The organism is Vreelandella halophila (assembly GCF_019903425.1).
GTDB classification, from domain to species: domain Bacteria; phylum Pseudomonadota; class Gammaproteobacteria; order Pseudomonadales; family Oleiphilaceae; genus Halospina; species Halospina halophila.
Map to the genome: position 1 here is coordinate 2,001,690 of NZ_JACHUZ010000013.1, position 18,859 is coordinate 2,020,548.

The 18,859-nt window shown below is 59.3% G+C and carries 19 protein-coding genes; 9 read left to right on the forward strand and 10 right to left on the reverse strand.

What is annotated here, in order from left to right; all coding sequences use genetic code 11:
• Position 1 precedes the first annotated feature (1 nt).
• The gene (locus H4I92_RS13685) at positions 2-790 is read left to right on the forward strand and encodes a cobalamin-binding protein (protein ID WP_077531112.1); all 789 of its coding nucleotides are present in this window, start codon (positions 2-4) and stop codon (positions 788-790) included.
• Between the two features lie 56 nt (positions 791-846).
• Here H4I92_RS13685 and H4I92_RS13690 read toward each other — a convergent pair whose 3' ends face one another.
• Complete coding sequence (locus tag H4I92_RS13690; RefSeq protein WP_077531113.1) at positions 847-1,143, reverse strand: hypothetical protein; 297 nt, start codon at positions 1,141-1,143, stop codon at positions 847-849.
• A gap of 539 nt (positions 1,144-1,682) precedes the next feature.
• Here H4I92_RS13690 and H4I92_RS13695 point away from each other — a divergent pair.
• The 3 genes from H4I92_RS13695 (at position 1,683) to H4I92_RS17195 (ending at position 2,716) form a co-directional block, all read left to right on the forward strand.
• On the forward strand, positions 1,683-1,877 hold the full coding sequence (locus H4I92_RS13695) for a type II toxin-antitoxin system VapB family antitoxin (RefSeq protein WP_077531114.1): 195 nt from the start codon (positions 1,683-1,685) through the stop codon (positions 1,875-1,877).
• Complete coding sequence (gene vapC, locus H4I92_RS13700) at positions 1,874-2,275, forward strand: type II toxin-antitoxin system VapC family toxin (RefSeq protein WP_077531115.1); 402 nt, start codon at positions 1,874-1,876, stop codon at positions 2,273-2,275. The genes H4I92_RS13695 and vapC overlap by 4 nt, the downstream gene beginning before the upstream one ends.
• Positions 2,276-2,422: 147 nt before the next feature.
• Positions 2,423-2,716, forward strand: a complete 294-nt coding sequence (locus tag H4I92_RS17195) for a helix-turn-helix domain-containing protein (protein WP_077531116.1) — start codon at positions 2,423-2,425, stop codon at positions 2,714-2,716.
• Positions 2,717-2,749: 33 nt separating this feature from the next.
• Here the strand turns inward: H4I92_RS17195 and hexR are convergent, their stop codons facing one another.
• On the reverse strand, positions 2,750-3,619 hold the full coding sequence (gene hexR / locus H4I92_RS13710) for a transcriptional regulator HexR (RefSeq protein WP_077531117.1): 870 nt from the start codon (positions 3,617-3,619) through the stop codon (positions 2,750-2,752).
• Between the two features lie 211 nt (positions 3,620-3,830).
• On the opposite strand from hexR, the gene zwf reads away from it, so the two are divergent.
• The 3 genes from zwf to H4I92_RS13725 are packed head-to-tail and all read left to right on the forward strand — an operon-like array spanning position 3,831 to position 6,680.
• Positions 3,831-5,306 (forward strand): glucose-6-phosphate dehydrogenase, encoded by a 1,476-nt coding sequence (gene zwf, locus H4I92_RS13715; protein ID WP_077531118.1) that lies wholly within the window; start codon positions 3,831-3,833, stop codon positions 5,304-5,306.
• Positions 5,290-6,012, forward strand: coding sequence for a 6-phosphogluconolactonase (gene pgl / locus H4I92_RS13720; protein ID WP_245800931.1), 723 nt, complete (start codon positions 5,290-5,292; stop codon positions 6,010-6,012). The genes zwf and pgl overlap by 17 nt, the downstream gene beginning before the upstream one ends.
• A gap of 2 nt (positions 6,013-6,014) precedes the next feature.
• Positions 6,015-6,680 (forward strand): bifunctional 4-hydroxy-2-oxoglutarate aldolase/2-dehydro-3-deoxy-phosphogluconate aldolase, encoded by a 666-nt coding sequence (locus tag H4I92_RS13725; RefSeq protein WP_077531119.1) that lies wholly within the window; start codon positions 6,015-6,017, stop codon positions 6,678-6,680.
• 82 nt (positions 6,681-6,762) lie between these two features.
• Here H4I92_RS13725 and gap read toward each other — a convergent pair whose 3' ends face one another.
• On the reverse strand, positions 6,763-7,761 hold the full coding sequence (gene gap, locus H4I92_RS13730; RefSeq protein ID WP_077531120.1) for a type I glyceraldehyde-3-phosphate dehydrogenase: 999 nt from the start codon (positions 7,759-7,761) through the stop codon (positions 6,763-6,765).
• Positions 7,762-7,920: 159 nt separating this feature from the next.
• On the opposite strand from gap, the gene edd reads away from it, so the two are divergent.
• Both edd and H4I92_RS13740 read left to right on the forward strand, forming a co-directional pair.
• Positions 7,921-9,741 carry a phosphogluconate dehydratase gene (gene edd, locus H4I92_RS13735; protein ID WP_077531121.1) on the forward strand — a complete coding sequence of 607 codons (1,821 nt, stop codon included), beginning with the start codon at positions 7,921-7,923 and terminating at the stop codon, positions 9,739-9,741.
• The gene (locus H4I92_RS13740; protein WP_077531122.1) at positions 9,734-10,699 is read left to right on the forward strand and encodes a glucokinase; all 966 of its coding nucleotides are present in this window, start codon (positions 9,734-9,736) and stop codon (positions 10,697-10,699) included. Before edd ends, H4I92_RS13740 begins: the two co-directional genes overlap by 8 nt.
• 55 nt (positions 10,700-10,754) lie before the next feature.
• On the opposite strand, the gene H4I92_RS13745 is transcribed toward H4I92_RS13740, so the two are convergent.
• The 7 genes from H4I92_RS13745 to H4I92_RS13775 all read right to left on the reverse strand — a co-directional run bounded on the left by H4I92_RS13745 (position 10,755) and on the right by H4I92_RS13775 (position 18,763).
• Positions 10,755-11,873: an ABC transporter ATP-binding protein gene (locus H4I92_RS13745; RefSeq protein WP_077531123.1), complete on the reverse strand. Its 1,119-nt coding sequence runs from the start codon at positions 11,871-11,873 to the stop codon at positions 10,755-10,757.
• Positions 11,874-11,878: 5 nt separating this feature from the next.
• The gene (locus H4I92_RS13750; protein WP_077531124.1) at positions 11,879-12,748 is read right to left on the reverse strand and encodes a carbohydrate ABC transporter permease; all 870 of its coding nucleotides are present in this window, start codon (positions 12,746-12,748) and stop codon (positions 11,879-11,881) included.
• Positions 12,741-13,616 (reverse strand): carbohydrate ABC transporter permease, encoded by an 876-nt coding sequence (locus H4I92_RS13755; RefSeq protein WP_245800984.1) that lies wholly within the window; start codon positions 13,614-13,616, stop codon positions 12,741-12,743. The genes H4I92_RS13750 and H4I92_RS13755 overlap by 8 nt, the downstream gene beginning before the upstream one ends.
• Before the next feature lie 105 nt (positions 13,617-13,721).
• Positions 13,722-14,837 (reverse strand): ABC transporter substrate-binding protein, encoded by a 1,116-nt coding sequence (locus H4I92_RS13760; protein ID WP_338072779.1) that lies wholly within the window; start codon positions 14,835-14,837, stop codon positions 13,722-13,724.
• 183 nt (positions 14,838-15,020) lie between these two features.
• Entirely contained in the window at positions 15,021-16,457 is a 1,437-nt protein-coding gene (locus tag H4I92_RS13765) for a carbohydrate porin (RefSeq protein ID WP_077531127.1), read from the reverse strand.
• Between the two features lie 133 nt (positions 16,458-16,590).
• Positions 16,591-18,057, reverse strand: a complete 1,467-nt coding sequence (locus H4I92_RS17085) for an ATP-binding protein (protein WP_143512704.1) — start codon at positions 18,055-18,057, stop codon at positions 16,591-16,593.
• Complete coding sequence (locus H4I92_RS13775) at positions 18,047-18,763, reverse strand: response regulator (RefSeq protein WP_077531128.1); 717 nt, start codon at positions 18,761-18,763, stop codon at positions 18,047-18,049. The genes H4I92_RS17085 and H4I92_RS13775 overlap by 11 nt, the downstream gene beginning before the upstream one ends.
• Positions 18,764-18,859 lie beyond the last annotated feature (96 nt).

An 18,859-nucleotide genomic window follows, 5' to 3' on the forward strand; every position in this document is an offset into this window, starting at 1 on the left:
TATGGATTACCCACAGCGCATTGTCTGTCTGACCGAGGAAACCACTGAGACGCTCTATGCCATTGGTGCCGAGGACCGCATTGTTGGTATATCCGGCTTTACCGTGCGCCCCGAACGGGCGCGGCAGGAGAAACCAAAAGTCTCCGCTTTCACGTCCGCCAAGATTGGGCGGATTCTTGAGCTGGAACCGGATCTGGTGCTGGGATTTTCGGACATGCAGGCCGATATCGCCGCCGAACTGGTGCGCGCCGGGGTCGCCGTGCACATCTTCAACCACCGCACCGTTGACGGCATTCTCTCCATGATCCGCACCCTCGGCGGCATGCTCGGTCTGCATGACTACACCGAACCCTACGCGGATGAACTGGCGTCACGAGTGGAGGCGATACGGGCGAAGCAGGCTCAGGGGCCACGGCCGCGTGTTTACTTCGAAGAGTGGGGCGACCCGATGATTACGGGCATTGGCTGGGTCTCGGAGCTCATCCATATTGCCGGTGGCGAAGACATCTTTCCCGAGCGGGCCGCGGAGCCCGGCGCCAGGGAGCGTATTATCGAAGATCCCAATGAGGTTGTGGCGCGCCAGCCGGACCTCATTATCGGCTCCTGGTGTGGCCGCAAATTCCGTCCGGAACAGGTGGCGGAACGACCGGGCTGGGATGCCATTCCCGCCGTTGCCAACAACGTGCTTTACGAAGTGAAGTCACCGTTGATTCTTCAGCCGGGGCCTGCGGCGCTCACGGATGGGCTGGATGCGCTCTGTGAGCTGATTGATCGATACCGGGAAGCGTAGAAAGGCTGCCAGGAACGCCGGAACCGAGGGGTTCCGGCGTTACCGTTGCGGCGTTGTCAGGAGCTTTTGGGGTGGGTTTCATTCGATGCTAGAACCAACCGGAATTCCCCGAAATCCTTACCGAGAATCATCTTCATCGGGATGATCGAGATCAGTAGCCCGATCACGCCGCCTATGGGTGCGGCAATCAGTTGAATGGTGTCAGGGGCTACGCCAGCGGCACCAAGAACAACCCCAATCACGAACCCAACGATCCCTCCCAGTATCATGGCAGCAACCAAAGCGAGGAGATTCCTCCACAGATAGGCCCACCAAACTTTCACGACCCTTTGCCAGGTTACATCCAATTCCATTAAGTAGCCTCCTTTCCACTGGCTTGTTGATCCTAAGTTGGCTCCGGCGGCCTGAATCTTGCAGCCGAATGGCCACCAGAGCATTCATTATGATGGTTGGGCATGTGCAGCGACAAGATCCTACTCACCCAGTCGATGTCATCAGCGAGGGTGAACGCCGGTAGGAACGCCCGGAGCTGACGGGGCTCTCATATGCCATCGGAATGCTCAAGCAGCCGGACCCTTCTGAGAAAAGGCTGCAGTAAGACTGAAGGCAGTGGGGCACCTGCTGTACACGCCTTCGCCTGGCGATTCAGAGAACGCCCCGAGTCTCTGCCTGAACCATTGCGAGAGACACTGAATAGGCGGGCTTATTTTTAGGAGCCGTTTGATGGCAGTGCCATTCTTGAGGTGGTGAAGGCGGAATGAAAGCATGAAGTTCCGCGAGTTGGTAGCCGCTTTTAACGGGGAACTCCAGGTCGTCGTGCAGGCGATTGTTATGTTTTCTATGAAGCGCTAATATGTGTATAGAATAGGAATGCTATACACATAGGTGCAGCATGAGAACGAACATTGTCATCGATGACGAGTTAATGGCCGAAGCCCTCAAAACTTCCGGCTACGAGACTAAAAAAGAGGCCGTTGAGCAGGGCCTGAAACTTCTGGTTCAGCTCCGTAAGCAGCAGGAACTCCGGAAGCTGCGTGGTAAGATCCAGTGGGAAGGCGATCTGGATGAAATGCGGGGTGCCAGATGATACTGGTGGATACCAGCGTCTGGATCGACTATTTCAAGGGGGTCGAAAACCCGCACACTGACCTGCTTGATACCTCCATAATCCAAGGCTCTGTTGCTATCGGGGACCTCATATTTCTGGAAATCCTTCAAGGAATCCGCAACGACAGGCAATACCGTCAGACCAAGCAAAGCCTACTCTCTCTGAATCAGTACGACATGTTTGGCAAAGATATGGCTGGAAAGTGCGTCGACAACTATCGGGCGCTCCGCAAGAAAGGAATCACGATCCGCAAAACCGCTGACATCATCATCGCGACGTTCTGCATAGAGAACGACTTCCCGCTGCTCTTTCTGGATCGGGATTTCATTCCATTTGTTGACCACTTAGGGCTCGAAGCGGCTCTGAGAGAAACATAACGCTTGGCTCATGCGCCGGTTTGGAGCCGCGAAGCGGCGTAAAATCGGTTGGAGTTCCCCCAAAAGAGTGGACACGCGCCATCAGCTAATAACTAGAGCGCTTTCGCCGGTACCCTCTGTGCCTTTACCGACCCAAGTGAAGTGCCGATGGGATACCGACAACTCACCCAAGGACAACGATATCAGATTAAGTCCGGCTTGCAGCACCAGTGCCGTCTTCGAACCATTGCTGAGAAGATTCAACGCAGTAGCAGCACGGTCTCGCGTGAGATCCGGCGAAACAGCATTGAGTGCACGTATTGTCCGGATCAGGCCCAGCAGCCCAGTGGCCGGCGCCACCTCGTCAAGCGCGCCGGTCAGGGACATATCCCAAACCGAGTCGGTATTGAACATCGCCCTGACCGAATAATTTCCAGCTCACTGATTCATGCTATCGGGTAGGAAAAGGGTGGGCGTAGGTTGTCCCGGGCGTTCTTATGGCTCATTGGGCGGAAGCCTTGTGGGCTTGAGGCTGTCCTTGATCTTCTTGAGGTGAGTCTGGAAGTCGGCCCCGCGTTTCAGTGTGACGCCCGTGGCGAGGATATCGATGATGGACAGGTGGATGATGCGCGAGGTCATGGGGATGTACATTTCGGTATCTTCCGGGGCTGTCACTTCCAGGGTCACGGTGCAGGCCTCGGCAAGGGGGGACTCCGGTGCGGTAATGGCGATCACCGTGGCGCCGTTCTCCCGGGCGGATTGGGCGATTTCCACCAGGTCGCGTGTGCGTCCGGTGTAGGATATGACGACGATGGCGTCGCCGGTGCTGGCGCCGGCTGCGACCATTCGCTGCATCAGGGCATCGTCATAGGCGGTGACCGGGATATTGAAGCGGAAGAACTTGTGCTGGGCGTCCAGGGCCACCGCCGCCGATCCGCCCATGCCGAAGAACGCCACCTGCTTGGCCTGAATCAGGTAGTCGATTGCCTCGCCCAGTTTCTGGCTGTCCAGGGCTTTCCGGGCCTCGTCCAGACTGGCGATGGTGCTGCGCAGGATCTTGTCGGCAAAGACGTCAACGCTGTCGTCGGCATCGACGCTCTGGCTGACGTAGGGCGTGCCGCTAGCCATGCTTTGTGCTAGCCGGATCTTGAAGGCCGGGAATCCATTGGTGGAGAAGTTGCGACAGAAGCGATTGACCGTGGGCTCACTGACGTCCGCTGCACGTGCCAGGGAGGCGATGCTGGAGCGGGTTGCGAGGGCCGGATCGTTGAGAATGACATTGGCCACCTTGCGCTCGGAGCGGTTGAGGCTGTCCAGTTGGTTGCGTATCGCTTCCAGCAGGTTGGGGGGTTCGGGCTCGGCCATGGCTTGATGGGGCTCCCAACGTAGTGAACTTACGGAATTGCGTACTATACCGACGTGCCGCTCAGGCTGTCGAACGAAACGGAAGCGTTCAGGCGGGGGGAGTAGGTCTGGAGATGTAGTTAAATTCACTGCATAAAACTGGTTATTGTTGGAGTAATTCGGGTTTTATGGAATAATAGTTAGAAATATTACTACATGAGATTTATGCCCCATGGAAGTCAATAACACAGTTTCGGATCTGGTACTGTTTGGCGCTTTGGGCGATCTGGCGCAGCGAAAGCTCTGGCCGGCCCTCTATCAGTTGCAGCGGGCGGAGTTGCTGGCGGCCGAGTCGCGCATCCTGGCGCTGGCTCGCGAAGCGATGGCCCCGGAAACGTTCGCCACACAGCTTGCGGAGCGATTGGCGGAGGAGGTCAACCCGAGTGAGCTGGATGACGGTGTGGTTCAGCGCCTGTTGGCCAAGGTGGAGTATCAGGCCCTGGATTTCACGGAGGCGGAAGGGTATACCGCGCTGAAGCGCTGGCGGGAACAGCGCCCGGTGCCTCTGATTGTCTATATGGCTACCCAGCCCACCATCTATGGGCTGATTGGCGAGGGGCTCCATCAGGCACAGTGCGTTGGGAGCGATACCCGCGTCGTGATTGAGAAGCCCATTGGTCACGACCTGGCTTCCTCTCGTGAGATTAACGATCAACTCGCTCACTATTTCGATGAAAGCCAGATCTTCCGGATCGATCATTACCTGGGCAAGGAAACGGTCCAGAACCTCATCGCGCTGCGTTTCGCCAATAATCTCTTTGCCTCCCAGTGGAACCAGAACCACATCTCCCATGTGGAGATCACCGTGGCCGAGGAGGTGGGCATTGAGGGGCGCTGGGGCTATTTTGACGAGGCGGGCCAGATGCGCGACATGGTGCAGAACCACCTGTTGCAGCTATTGTGCCTGATTGCCATGGACCCACCAGCGGATCTGTCCGCTGACAGCATTCGCGACGAAAAGGTGAAGGTGCTTAAGGCGCTGCGGGCCATTACGCCGGATATGATGGACACCCATCTGGTTCGTGGCCAATACGGAGCCGGTACCGCCAACGGAAGGCCGGTGCCAGGTTATCTGGAAGAGGAAGGGGCTGCTGGAGGCAGTCGCACCGAGACCTTTGTGGCGCTCAAGGCCGAGATCGAGAACTGGCGCTGGGCCGGTGTCCCGTTTTACATGCGTACGGGCAAGCGCTTGCCGAAGAAGCTGTCCGAGATCGTCATTCATTTTAAGGCAGCGCCGCACTACATCTTCGCCCCGGATCAGAAGCATCTGGCCAACAACAAACTGATGATCCGCCTTCAGCCGGATGAAGGGATTTCCCTTCTGGTATCGACCAAGGATCAGGGGCTGGACAAAGGCATGCGTCTGCGCCAGGGCCCGTTGCATCTCAACTTCTCCGAGGCCTTTGATGCAAGCCGTATTCCCGATGCCTACGAGCGCCTGTTGTGGGAGATAATGAAGGGCAATCAATACCTGTTCGTGCGACGCGACGAAGTGGAGTTGGCCTGGCGCTGGGTTGATCGTGTCATCGAGAGTTGGGAAGAGTCCGGCGAGGCGCCCAAGCGCTATGCGGCCGGTACGTGGGGGCCTGCTGCCTCCATTGCCATGATCACGCGGGATGGGTGGAGCTGGCATGAAGAGGATGGCTGATCTGGCTTGGCCCGAAGGCGTCGCCACGGTTTGCGCCGAGGGCAAGCAGGCTCTGGGTGAGGCCCTGGCGAAACAGGTTGCGGCATGGTTGCGGGAGGCGCTTGCCGAGCGCGGCACGGCGGCCTTGGCCGTGTCCGGTGGTAGCACCCCTGTGCCGTTTTTTCAGGCGCTGGCAAGGGAGTCGCTGGCTTGGGAAAACGTCAGCATCACCCTGGTCGACGAGCGCTGGGTTCCGGAAACCCATGATGCCAGCAATGCTCGATTGCTGCGCGAGCTTCTTCTGAAGGGGGTAGCCGCACGGGCGCACTTCATTCCTCTGGTCACGAAGGCGGCCTCGCCGCAGGAAGGTCAGACTGAGGTGGAGGCACGGTTGGCTACCCTGCCGGCCTTCCTGGATGTGGTGATCCTGGGAATGGGGGCGGACGGTCATACCGCGTCGCTGTTTCCCTGTACGCCGGGGTTGGCGCAGGCCCTGGATCCGGATGGTGCCGCGCGCTGTCGGGCCATGTCTCCGCCGGGCGCGGCACAGGAGCGGATCACGCTGACCCGCTCGGTCATTGATGCGGCGCGCCACCAGGTGCTGCACCTTACCGGTGACGACAAGCTTGCCACGCTGGAGCAGGCGCTGGCCAGCCCGGACGACATCCTTTCCATGCCGATCCGTGCCTTCCTGCACGATGGGCTGACCGTCTACTGGAGTGCTTGAGCATGGCAGAGTCTCAACTTCCCGCGTCATTGAGGGAGCGAGCTGACCGGGTTTTGGATGCCTCCCCATTGGTTCCGGTGGTCACCATCGACGATCCGGCGCAGGTGGTTCCCCTGGGCGATGCCCTGGTGGCCGGCGGGCTGCGCGTGCTGGAAATCACCCTGCGCACGCCCTATGGCTTGGACGCCATCACCGAGCTGCGCGCGCGCCATCCGGAGATTTGGGTAGGGGCGGGCACCGTCGCCACGCTGGATCAGTACAAGGCCGTTGAAGAGGCTGGAGGGCAGTTCGTGATCACGCCGGGCTCGACCCGGGAGCTGCTCGACTATGGTACCCGCGCAACAGCGTCGCTGTTGCCCGGCGTCGCGACCCTGTCGGAAATGATGGAGGGTTATCGCCTGGGTTATCGGGCCTTCAAGTTCTTCCCCGCTGAAGCTGCCGGTGGCGTGGCGGCATTAAAGGCTTTTGGGGGGCCTTTCGGGGATGTGCGCTTCTGCCCAACGGGGGGCATTCGTGAAGCCACCGCCAGCGACTATCTTGCGCTGCCCAACGTGGCGGCGGTGGGTGGCACCTGGCTCACGCCCGGCGATACGCTGAGGGAGGGGGACTGGCAGTCTGTTACGCGAATCGCCCAGTATAGCCTCCAAAGCCTCCAGTCGGCTGACTGATTCCTGGTGGTGCTCACCCGGCCACCATAGGACGGGTGAGCCCGACTATCGGCAGCCGCGCGCCACGGCTTCGGGTCGTGGCTTATTGGCTTCCCAGTACCAGTGCGTTATCCAGCATGCGGTTCGAGAAGGCCCATTCATTGTCGTACCAGGCCAGGATCTTAGCGTGGCGACCCTTGACCTTGGTGTGGTTGGCGTCGAACACGCTGGACAGGGGGTCGTGATTGAAATCAACGGAAACCAGCGGTTCAGAGTTGTAACCCAGCACTGGCGAGCCTTCGGCGGCTGCCTTCATGGCCAGGTTGATTTCTTCCGCGCAGGTGTCGCGGGTGGCAATGAAAGACAGGTCCACCAGTGACACATTGATGGTGGGCACGCGTACCGCCATGCCGTCCAGTCGGCCGTCCAGCTCCGGCAGAACCAGTCCGATCGCCGCTGCGGCCCCGGTTCTGGTCGGGATCATGGACTGGGTGGCGGATCGGGCCCGATACAGGTCCGTGTGATAGACATCGCTCAGCGTCTGGTCATTGGTGTAGGAATGGGTCGTCGTCATCAAGCCAGTCTCGATGCCGACTGCCTGGTGCAGCGCCTGGGCGATGGGGGCCAGGCAGTTGGTGGTGCAGCTGGCGTTGGAGATGATCCGGTGCTGATCGGTCAGGCTCTCGTGGTTGACGCCATGGACAATGGTTGCGTCGACATCCGGGGCGGGGGCGGAGATGACAACCCTGTTGGCGCCGGCCGTGAGGTGGGCCTGGGCCTTCTCACGGGTGGTGAACAGGCCGGTGCATTCCAGGACGACATCGACACGTAAGGCTTGCCAGGGCAGATCCGCCGGGTTTCGAACGGACGAGACGGCGATACGATCCCCGTTCACGGTGAGGGATTCGTCATCGTGACTGACCGAACCAAAAAAGCGACCGTGGACGGAATCGTGCTTGAGCAGGTGGGCGTTGGTGGCGGCATCGCCCAGGTCATTGATGGCGACGATCTGGATCTGATCGCGGTACTGGTGTTCGTAGAGGGCTCTGAGTGTATTTCGGCCTATGCGACCGAAGCCATTGATGGCGATACGGATTGTCATAGTGCGCTCTCCGGTTGTTTGACTTGTTTGATATGTAGTAAACATAACAAACAATACTGGAATAAGGTACCCTTATGGCGTGAAAAATTGAATTAAAGATAGTAAAATAACCACATACCGATCCTGATCGGATCAAACGCCACAAGAGAGAGGTTTACGATGCATCCCACGGTCGAGCGGGTCACTCAGCGCATCATGGATCGCAGTCGTGACGAGCGTCAGCGCTACCTGGACAGGATGGCCCGTTTGCGGCGCAACGGGCCGCAGCGGGAGGTGCTGTCCTGCGGGAACCTGGCCCATGGGTTCGCGGCCTGCGGCAAGCGAGACAAGAGCGCCCTGCGGTTGATGAACCAGGCCAACGTCGCGGTGGTGTCGGCGTATAACGACATGCTGTCCGCGCACCAGCCCTATCGTGACTTCCCGGAGGTCATCAAACAGGCCGCGGCTGATATGGGGAGCGTGGCCCAGTTCGCCGGCGGCACACCGGCCATGTGCGACGGCATCACCCAGGGGCAGCCCGGCATGGACCTGAGCCTCTTTTCCCGGGACGTGATCGCCATGAGTACGGCCCTGGCCCTGAGTCACAACATGTTCGACGCCACCGTGCTGTTGGGGATCTGCGACAAAATCGTGCCGGGGCTCCTGATCGGGGCGCTGAGCTACGGTTACCTGCCGACGGCGCTCATACCGGCCGGGCCCATGCCCACTGGTCTGCCCAACAAGGAAAAACAGCGGGTGCGCCAGCTCTACGCCGAAGGCAAGGTGGGGAAAGAGGCGCTTCTGGAGGCGGAGAGCCAGTCCTATCACAGCCCCGGTACCTGTACCTTCTATGGCACCGCCAACAGCAACCAGCTGCTGGTCGAAGTCATGGGTCTGCATCTGCCCGGTTCGGCTTTTGTGCAGCCGGGGACGGAGCTGCGGGAAGCATTGACCCATGAGGCCACCGAACAGGTGATCCGCCTGTCGGCGCCCAATGGGGGTCAGAAGGGGCTGTGCGATGTGGTCGCGGAGAAGAACATCGTCAACGCCCTGGTCGCCTTGCTGGCCACCGGCGGTTCCACCAACCACACCATGCACTGGGTGGCGATTGCCCGAGCGGCGGGTATTCTGGTGGATTGGGATGACTTCAATGATCTCTCCGCGGTCGTACCTGGCCTGACCCGGATCTATCCCAATGGTCAGGCGGACATCAATGACTTCCACGAGGCCGGCGGCACGGCCTTCCTGATTCGGGAGCTCTTGGATGCCGGTCTCCTCCACGAGGACGTGGAAACGGTGGCGGGCTTTGGGCTGCGCCGGTATACCCAACTGCCGCAATGGCGGGACGGCAAGGTGCTGTGGGAGCCGGCACCGGAGGCCTCGCTCAATCCCGCCGTGCTGGAGTCAGTCCAGGAGCCGTTCACCAGCGATGGCGGCCTGCGGGTGGTGAACGGCAACCTGGGGCGTGGTGTGATCAAGGTCTCGGCGGTGGCGCCGGATCACCATGTGATCGAGGCGCCGGCTGTCGTGCTGGACAGCCAGTCCGCCGTGGCTGAAGCGTTCGAAGCCGGCCAGCTCGAACGCGACTGTGTTGTGGTGGTGCGTTTCCAGGGCCCCAAGGCCATCGGTATGCCGGAATTGCATAAACTCACGCCCTATCTGGGCGTGTTGCAGGATCGAGGCTTCCGCGTGGCCCTGGTCACGGACGGACGCATGTCCGGCGCCTCTGGTAAAGTACCAGCGGCGATCCACGTCTATCCCGAAGCGGCCGACGGCGGGGCGCTATCCAAACTGCGCGATGGCGATCGGATCCGGCTGGATGCCCGGGAAGGAACGCTGGATATTATCGAGCCGGATGATTGGGCGGAACGGCCACCGACCCAGGCGGATCTGGCGGCGCATCAAAACGATTATGGCCGCGAACTCTTCGGCTGGATGCGGGCCAAGGCTGACACGCCGGAGAAGGGAGCCTCCTTTTTTTGGACAGCGCAGAATGACTGAAACACCTTGGGCACTGGTGGGGGATATCGGGGGGACCAACGCCCGGTTTGCGTTGGTGGAGCCGGGGTCGGGTACCTTGAACTCAATTGCGGTATTGCCCTGCGGCGACTACGGGAACCTGGACGTGGCGGTCAGGGACTACCTTCAACAGACCGGTGCCGGGGAAGTGCGCCGGGCCTGTATGGCCTTCGCCTGCCCGGTGCATGACGAGATGGTGCGCATGACCAACAACCCCTGGGTCTTTCGTAAGGCGGCAATGCGCGAGTCCCTTGGCCTGGATCTGTTCAAGACCATTAACGACTTTACAGCCATGGCCCTGGGCGTGCCCAGTGTTCCCTCTGAACACCTCCATCCTGTGGGCGATGGCATGGCGGACTCGCAGCGGCCGCGCCTAGTCATTGGCCCCGGAACTGGACTGGGCATATCCGCCCTGATACCCACCCATCATGACTGGGTTCCCCTGGAGACCGAAGGCGGGCATGTGGATTTCGCCCCCACCGATGAACTGGAGGTGGCGGTCCAGCAGACCCTGCGTGCCCGCTTTGGTCGTGTCAGCGTGGAACGCATCCTCAGTGGCCAGGGCCTGCTCAACCTGTATCAGACGCTGGCCGAACTTGAGCGGGCATCGGTACGCCTGCACACCCCCGAGGCCGTGACCGAAGCCGCGTTGCAGCAAGAGGACCCTTTGGCGCATCGGGCGCTGCGGATGTTCTGCGAGATTCTGGGTCGGGTGACTGGCGATGCCGCGCTGACTCTCGGAAGCCTGGGCGGGGTTTACATTTGCGGTGGGATTGTGCCGCGCTTTCTTGATGTGTTCCGTGACAGCCCCTTCCGTAGGGCTTTTGAGGAAAAAGGCCGGATGCGGGCAATGATGGAGTCCATTCCGGTCTATGTGGTGACTGAGCCCTATACCGGTCTGTTGGGTGCGGCGCAGGCGTTGGATAACGGAGAGGTATAATCCGGCGTGACCATTGGCCGGCACGCCGGAGAGGTAGTCCCAGTCCCGAACCGAGCTAGTTGGGCCGGATGCGTTTTTCGGTGGCCGGATCGAAGAAGACCACCTTGTTCATATCGAACATCAGCTCGGCATCCTCACCCCAATTCACCGGGTGCTCTGCATCCAGTCGACAGTGAACGTCAATGCCGTTGAGGCGGATCACTGCAATAATGTCGGGGCCGGTGGGCTCGGTCACCTCGACAGTGAGGGAGCCGCTCGCCACCAGGGAATGCTCGCTCTTGATATTATCCGGTTGGCTGATGTGTTCTGGTCGGATGCCCAGAATCACCCGTTTGCCGACCCAGTTGGCCAAGTAGTCCGGCACTGGCAGTGACAGCTTGCGTCCGTCACTGCCCTCGACGGTCACTGACAGTCCAGCCTCGGATCGCTCGATTTCCAGCTCAATAAAACTCATGGACGGCGAGCCAATGAACCCCGCCACAAACAGGTTTTCCGGTGTGTCATAAACCTCCTTGGGCGTGCCCAGTTGCTGCAGTTCGCCGTCCTTGAGCACAGCAATTCGATCAGCCAGGGTCATGGCTTCGATCTGGTCGTGGGTGACGTAGACAACGGTGGTTTTCAAGCGTTGGTGGAGTTTTTTGATTTCGGTGCGCATCTCCACCCGGAGCTTGGCGTCCAGGTTGGACAGCGGCTCATCAAACAGATAGATCTTTGGCCTGCGGGCCAGGGCGCGGCCCATGGCCACACGCTGCTGCTGGCCGCCGGAAAGCCGGGCAGGCTTCTTGTCCAGCAAAGGAGATATCTGCAGAAGGTCGGCCACCCGCTCCACCTCCCGCTCAATATCGTCCTTCGGCATACCACGGATCTTGAGCCCGAACGCGATGTTCTCGCGCACCGACTTGGTGGGATACAACGCGTAGGACTGAAACACCATGGCAATATCACGGTCCCTGGGTTCCATGGCGGAAATGTCCACGCCGTTGACCACCATCGAGCCTCCGGTGATGGCTTCCAGGCCGGCGATGCTGCTCATCAGGGTGGATTTGCCGCAGCCTGAAGGGCCCACCAGGGTCAGGAATTCTCCAGATGCGACATCAATGTTGATGCCCTTCAGGGTCTCGTCATGAGCCCCCGGGTAAGTCTTGCGGATGTCCCGCAGTTCCAGCTGTGACATTGGTTTTATCCTTTCTCCGAACCGGCCGTCAGGCCGCGTATGAAATACTTGCCGGCCACGATGTAGACCACCAGTGTTGGCAGGGCGGCAATCATGGCAGCGGCCATATCCACGTTGTATTCTTTTACCCCGGTACTGGTGTTCACCAGATTGTTCAGGGCAACCGTTATGGGTTGGCTCTCGCCACTGGAGAACACCACGCCAAACAGGAAGTCATTCCAGATCTGTGTGAACTGCCAGATCAGCGAGACCATGATGATCGGGGTGGACATGGGCAGCAGAATGCGAAAAAAGATGGTGAAAAAGCCCGCGCCATCAAGCCGCGCGGCCTTAATCAGCGCATCGGGGATGGCGACGTAGTAGTTGCGGAAAAACAACGTGGTGAAGGCCACCCCGTAGGTCACGTGAACCAGTACCAGCCCTGGGGTGGTGTTGGCCATTCCCAGCATGCCCAGTGTTTGTGCCATGGGCAGCAGAACGACCTGAAAGGGCACGAAACAGCCGAACAGCAGCATGCCAAACATCAGATCCGCCCCCCGGAACTTCCACTTCGACAGCACATAGCCGTTAAAGGCCCCCAGCAAGGTGGAAATCAACACCGCTGGCACGGCCATCTTGAACGAGTTCCAGAAGAAGCCTTTTACGCCCTCACACTGCACACCGGTGCAGGCTTCGGCCCAGGCTTTTGTCCAACCGATCGTCGTCCAATCGGTGGGCAGGGCCAGCAGGTTGCTGGAACGGATATCCATTGGGGTCTTGAAACTGGTGATCAACATAATGATCAGCGGAATCAGGTACACCAGGCAGGCCAGAAGCAGCACCCCATAGATCGCGATGCGGCTGGGGCGAACGCCCCTGCGAACGACATCAGTCATGGCGCTTCTCCCTCAGTTCGGAATACAAGTAAGGCACCAGCAGTGCCAGAATTGCTCCCAGCATCAGCATGGCGCTGGCGGAGCCCTGGCCAATCTGGCCACGGGTAAAGGTCGTGGCGTACATGTACACGGCTGGTAAATCGGTGGAGTAGCCAGGACCGCCCGACGTCATGGCCATCACCAGATCAAAGCTCTTGATGGCAATGTGGGCCAGCACCATCACTGAACTGAAAAACACCGGCCGCAGGGAGGGCAGGATGAGTTTCCAGTAGATGACCGGGAGACTGGCACCATCCACCCGGGCCGCGCTAATGATCGACGAATCGACACCCCGGAGCCCGGCCAGAAAAAGCGCCATAACAAAGCCGGAAGCCTGCCAGACAGCCGCCATCACAATGGTGTAAATGGCGAAGTCAGGATTAACCAGCCAATCAAAGCTGAAGGACGTCCAGCCCCAGTCATGCATCATCTTTTCCAGCCCCTGGCGTGGATTGAGGATCCAGCGCCAGACGGTGCCCGTGACGATCATGGACAGCGCCATGGGATACAGGTAAATCGTCCGGATCGCGCCTTCCTGGCGGATGCGCTGGTCCAGAAAGATCGCCAGCACCACGCCAATCAGAAGGCAGATGCCGATAAACAGCCCACCGAATAGGGCCAGATTCGATGACGCAACCAGCCAGCGTTGGCTCTCCATCAGCTTGGCGTATTGCTCAAGACCAACGAAGTTATAACTGGGCAGGAAACTGGAGTCGGTAAACGACAGCACGGCCGTCCATAGCATGAAGCCGTAGATGCCAATGCCAATGATCAGGACGGTTGGCGCCACAACCAGTTTGGGCAACCAGCGCTGCAGGCTATCCATCATGCCGGACGAAACCCTGGCTACACCGGAAGGGCGACGTTGTCTATATTCCATGAGAACTCCCCTGAAATACCGCGAAGGCCGCCCGTTGGGCAGCCTGGCAAGGTTTTACATAGCGGACTGGATGGCGGAAGCCAGCTGGTCCGTGGTTTTTGCCGGGTCCGGGTTGTCGGAGTTAGCGAAGTTGGTCACCACATCGAAAATCTGGCCCTGGATGTGGCTGGTTGTAGCCAGACCATGGGAGAAGCTTGGCACCAGGCCGCCATCATCGGAGCTGGATTGGAAGGTATCCATCGACGCCTGGGCACAGGAATCGAAATCACCCATGTCCATGTCGGTACGGACCGGAATCGAGCCCTTGTTCTGGTTGAAAAGGGTCTGGAATTCCGGCTTCAGAATGGTCCGGGCGAGGTCCTTCTGGGCCTTGACGTCTTCTTCGTCGGACAGGGAGAACATGGCGAATGAGTCAACGTTGAAGGTGAAGTCTCCAGACGTGCCGGGCGCCGGGGCGCACAGATAATCCTCCCCCGGTGTCTGGCCAGCGGCGGTGAATTCAGCCTTGGCCCAATCTCCCATGATCTGCATGGCGGCTTCACCTTCCATCACCATGCCGGTGGCGGTGTTCCAGTCCCGGCCGGCGGCGTTGTCATCCACGTAACTCATGACTTTGTCGAACTGCGCGAAGACCCGTTCCATTTTCTTGCTGTTGATCACGTCCATGTCGTGCTCAACGAAGGCCTTGCGGTAATCCTCCGGGCCCAGTTCAGCAAGTGCGACTGCGTCGAACACGGTGGCGTCCTGCCAGGGCTGGCCGCCGTGGGCCAGGGGAATGTAGCCCTCTGCCTTGAGTTTGTCGGCGACTTCAAAAAACTCATCCAGTGTGGTTGGCACCTTAACGCCGACCTTGTCCATCACGTCGGGATTCACCCACAGCCAGTTCACCCGATGTACGTTGACCGGAACGGCCACGTACTGCCCTTCGTATTTCATGACGTCTGAAATCATCGGTGGAATGAGCTGATCCCAATTCTGGTTATCAGCAACGCCCTCGAGGCTGGTCAGAAAGCCCAGTTCTGCCCATTCACGAATCTCCAGACCCTTGATCTGGGCCGCAGCGGGCGGGTTGCCCGATACCGCGCGGGATTTGAGAACGGTCATGGCGGCTTCACCACCGCCACCGGCTACGGCAAAGTCCTTCCAGGTGTGGCCCTGATCTTCCATCATCTGCTTCAAGGCTTTGGCTGCCCGTGCCTCACCGCCTGAAGTCCACCAATGCAGTACCTCCACTTTGCCAGCCTGAACACTGGTCGGGAGAAGAACGCAGGCAGACATTGCGAGTGCCGTAAAATGACGCTTTAGAGATTTCATGTTGGCTCCTTGTTGTTGTAATAGAGACATTTATCCGAATCAGAACCAGACTTCCATCTGGGTCCCGAAAGTCCACTGGCTTCCGCCAAAGTCCTCCGCGCCCAGAGCATCGTCCGTGGCGTAACGGTTCAGCTCATCAGCCCAGGTGGAGTAGGTGGCGAAAACACGGATTTCCGGTCGCTGCCAGAAACCGCCCACTTGTGGCTTGAACGTTGGTGCGACGGTGAAGCGGGCGTAATCGCCGTCCACATCGCTTCGTCCTTCGTAGCCCCTGGTTTTGAGGTCCATTACCTGCCAGGAGGCTTCGTACTGCATTTCAAAGTTGGTGCCCAGCTCGTTGGCCAGACGGGTATTGAAGGTCATCCACTGGTACTCATCCCCCTCCACGTAGCGGTCCTTGCTGGACTCGGCCATCAGTGCCGGGGCAATGCGCCAGTCATCACTCAAGCGGGTGGTGCCGTAGGCAACCACGCGGGTCGTGTTGGCATCCTCGTGCAGGTTGCCATCGGCACCGATGTTCTTGACCTCCGCACCCAGTCCCTGTCCGTGTAGCAGCGCCGTTTTGAAGGTACCGTCAGACACACCAAAGAAACTGTCGCCGTGGTAGGCCAGCATGGTCTGAACACCTGTCTCCGCCGCCTCCATGGCTCCGCCGACGATGCGCTGATCGTTATCGGCGGCTGACATGCCGTTGATCAGCCACTGAACATTGCCGAAGTAGTTGTTGGCAGTGACGATCAGGTTATCGGTGTCTGAGGTGCCGGTCGTGGTGTTGGGGTTGGTCGGAAAGTCCTGAAAACTGCGCCCGTAGAATGAGAAGTTGGATCTCGCCGATTCGCTGAAAGTGACGTCGTAGATACCAGCACCTGTGCCACTCAGGTACACGACATCGCTATCAAGCCAGTGAACGTCGAAATCCAGATCCCGATCAAAGCGTTTGCCGGCCCAGATGGAAGCCTCCTCAAAGATGCCGGAGAAGCTGGCCAGGTTGCTGAATTCCACGTAGGCCTGGCGCACATTCAGTGCACCGTCATCGGCTGTCCAGTCGTTGCTGGACGTGGAGGCATCCGCAATCATCAGGCGGTAGAGGGACCTGGTGCCGTTATCGGCCACGTCCTTGTAGTTGAAGATTGATTCCAGGTATGTGTCTGGCTCATTGCCCAGCCGTCCAACGGCACCGCCGACCGAGCCCGCTGGGGTCAGGAAAGGACCCCCAGGGGCACTTTTCCCGTTGCTGTTAAGCAGCAAACCGGAACGGGCATAGGTACTGAACGAGAAGCCCTGATCTGCGTTGGCGTGTGGTTTTTCAGTGGCGAGCTGTGCTTCCAGGGCGGAGAGGCGTTCTTCAACGCTCTGCTTGGCAAGCGCCTGACCCGGAACCAGTCCAAGCGAAGCCGCGCTGACCGCGACCGCCAGAAGATGGGCTGGCCTGGTGGCAAGCGATGAGGCGGAACAATTGGTTTTAGAGATGCTCATTTTGACTCCCTGTTTTTGTTGTAGTTGCAACAATGGAGTCTAGGGCACCCCCTGGAGCGAGGACGTATCAAACTGAAAGACCGGTGTAACAAGGTCGTTACATGGCCACCAGGTCCTTGATCGTCCGCTCTTATCAGTACCGGGGAAGTGTCAGCGTAACGTCAAGGCCGCCACCGTCCCCGTTGGCAATCAAGAGCTCTCCACCATGGCTCTGGGCAATATTGCGGGCAATTCCAAGGCCCAGGCCGTGCCCGCCGCGCTGCTCCTGGCCCAGGCGGTAATAGGGCTCAAAAATCCGGTCCAGTTCTGCTTCCGGAATGCCCGGGCCATAGTCATGAACACGGATGACGAGCTGATCAACGGAGTCTTCCAGAAACACCGTCGCCTTTTCCCCGTACTTGATGGCATTGTCCAGCAGATTGCCCAGGCAACGCTTCAATGCCAGCGGCTTGCCCCGGTACGTTCCACAGCTTCCCTCCACGGTGACCAGAGAGCTTTCTGCATTATAGGCCTCCGCCATCCTGCGGATCATACCGTCAATATCGACCGCTTCCACATTCTCATGGATGTGGGTGTCCTTCATGCTTTGCAGGGCGCCTTTGACCAGCAGTTCCAGTTCCTGAAGGTCATTTTCAAACCGCTCACGAATGGTGGCGTCATCAATGAGACCGGCTCTTAAACGCAGTCGGGTTATGGGGGTTTTCAGGTCGTGAGAAATAGCCCGGAACAGCTGATCCCTGTCGCTGATGTAGCTCTGAAGCCTCCGGTGCATGGTGTTGAACCCCCGGGTTACCGCGACAATCTCAGAACTGCCTTGCTCCTGAAGCGGCGGACGTTGCTCATCCAGGGGCAGATCTCTCGCCGCCCTGGCCAGCCTGTGCAAGGGCCTGGTCTGGCCACGCACCAACCAGGCCAGTACCGGAAACAGAACACCAATCATCACCAGGATGAACACGATCTGTTGGCCGGGAATGCTGTCTTCATCCAGCGACACATAGGGAGCCGGCAACAGCGAGGCAAGGTACAGCCACTTGCCCTCAGCTACCTCCACCTGGGTAACCAGTACCGGCGGTTTAATGGGATCCAGGGTCAGCGAGTAGTGCGCCCAGGATTCCGGCAAGGACTCCAGGGGGAGCTGAGTATTGAGCAGGCGGAGATCGTCAGGATGAACAAACTCAACATGGATGTTGGTGGAGTTGCCCAACCGGCTGCGGAGCACGGACGTTACCTCATCCATCACCAGCTGTTTACGCTCGCTGTCTGGCAGGGGCTTCATCTCGATAAGGCTGTTGTTCAGAGAGACAAAGAACCGTGACCCGCCCATATCCCGTAACTGATCCAGCACAATATGCTGGTATTCCCTTGGCAGGGAGTTAAAAAACTGCGTAGTGGCAGCCACTGACGATGCGAGATTGCGGGTGGTGGTCACCAACCGGTCTTCCTGCCGCGCGCGAAAGGTTTCTACCCAGATGATGCTGGACATGATCTGGGCAACGCCCATGGCCAGCAGGGTCAGCAACAGGATACGGCCCAGTAGCGAGGACGGTAACAGACGAAGGAGCGGGCGACCGGCTTCCACAGCACCAGCACTATTGGGCACTGCGGGTCACCGTTGCGGTTAGCAGGTAACCCGCTCCGCGCACCGTCTTGATCAGTCGGGGGTTGCGGCCGTGGTCCCCCAAACGCTGGCGCAGGCGGGCCACGGCCACATCCACCACACGATCCAGTGGCATGGACTCCCGCCCTCGGGTCACGCTGGAAATGGTGTCACGGTCCAGTACTTCGTTGGGATGATCCAGAAACAGCTGAAGCAGGGAAAAGTCGGCCCCGGACAGTGAAAAGGCGTCGCCATCGTCGCTAATCAGTTGGTGAGTCTGAGTATCCAGGCGCCAGCCATCAAACTTCACGAAACGGGCATTGTCTGTGCGCGCGAAATCCGATCGCCGCAGCAGGGCCTTAATCCTAGCCTGCAACTCACGGGCACTGAACGGTTTGGCCAGGTAATCATCCGCGCCAATCTCCAGGCCAACGACCCTTTCGGTCTCATCGGAGCTGGCGGTCAGCATGATGATGGGGATCTGAGAGTGTTCCCGGATCTCGCGGCAGAGCGTAAAGCCATCGTCACCGGGCAGCATGACGTCAAGCACGATGAGGTCGGTCGGTACCTCCGTCAGCTTCTGGCGCATGGTGTCGCCATCATGAACGGTGTGAACGTCATACCCGCCGCGGGAAAGATGCTCGTGCAGGAGTTCGCGGATGGCATGATCGTCGTCAACGACGAGAATCGTTGCTTTCACATCGGTCATTCCCACGCCTTTTATTATATTTGGTTCGCGCTGAAACATAGCATCGCGCGGGCCTGGCATCCAGTGTCACCGGAAGGGCGTCGGAGCCGGTGAGCC

Coding starts and splice junctions, on each gene's coding strand:
- H4I92_RS13775 (WP_077531128.1), bottom strand. CDS start 18,763: ATGACCGATGTGAAAGCAACGATTCTCGTCGTTGACGACGATCATGCC.
- H4I92_RS13685 (WP_077531112.1), top strand. CDS start 2: ATGGATTACCCACAGCGCATTGTCTGTCTGACCGAGGAAACCACTGAG.
- pgl (WP_245800931.1), top strand. CDS start 5,290: ATGAAGAGGATGGCTGATCTGGCTTGGCCCGAAGGCGTCGCCACGGTT.
- zwf (WP_077531118.1), top strand. CDS start 3,831: ATGGAAGTCAATAACACAGTTTCGGATCTGGTACTGTTTGGCGCTTTG.
- H4I92_RS13750 (WP_077531124.1), bottom strand. CDS start 12,748: ATGACTGATGTCGTTCGCAGGGGCGTTCGCCCCAGCCGCATCGCGATC.
- H4I92_RS13755 (WP_245800984.1), bottom strand. CDS start 13,616: ATGATGGATAGCCTGCAGCGCTGGTTGCCCAAACTGGTTGTGGCGCCA.
- hexR (WP_077531117.1), bottom strand. CDS start 3,619: ATGGCCGAGCCCGAACCCCCCAACCTGCTGGAAGCGATACGCAACCAA.
- H4I92_RS13760 (WP_338072779.1), bottom strand. CDS start 14,837: ATGATGGAAGATCAGGGCCACACCTGGAAGGACTTTGCCGTAGCCGGT.
- H4I92_RS17195 (WP_077531116.1), top strand. CDS start 2,423: ATGGGATACCGACAACTCACCCAAGGACAACGATATCAGATTAAGTCC.
- vapC (WP_077531115.1), top strand. CDS start 1,874: ATGATACTGGTGGATACCAGCGTCTGGATCGACTATTTCAAGGGGGTC.
- H4I92_RS13725 (WP_077531119.1), top strand. CDS start 6,015: ATGGCAGAGTCTCAACTTCCCGCGTCATTGAGGGAGCGAGCTGACCGG.
- H4I92_RS13745 (WP_077531123.1), bottom strand. CDS start 11,873: ATGTCACAGCTGGAACTGCGGGACATCCGCAAGACTTACCCGGGGGCT.
- H4I92_RS13690 (WP_077531113.1), bottom strand. CDS start 1,143: ATGGAATTGGATGTAACCTGGCAAAGGGTCGTGAAAGTTTGGTGGGCC.
- gap (WP_077531120.1), bottom strand. CDS start 7,761: ATGACAATCCGTATCGCCATCAATGGCTTCGGTCGCATAGGCCGAAAT.
- H4I92_RS13765 (WP_077531127.1), bottom strand. CDS start 16,457: ATGAGCATCTCTAAAACCAATTGTTCCGCCTCATCGCTTGCCACCAGG.
- edd (WP_077531121.1), top strand. CDS start 7,921: ATGCATCCCACGGTCGAGCGGGTCACTCAGCGCATCATGGATCGCAGT.
- H4I92_RS13740 (WP_077531122.1), top strand. CDS start 9,734: ATGACTGAAACACCTTGGGCACTGGTGGGGGATATCGGGGGGACCAAC.
- H4I92_RS13695 (WP_077531114.1), top strand. CDS start 1,683: ATGAGAACGAACATTGTCATCGATGACGAGTTAATGGCCGAAGCCCTC.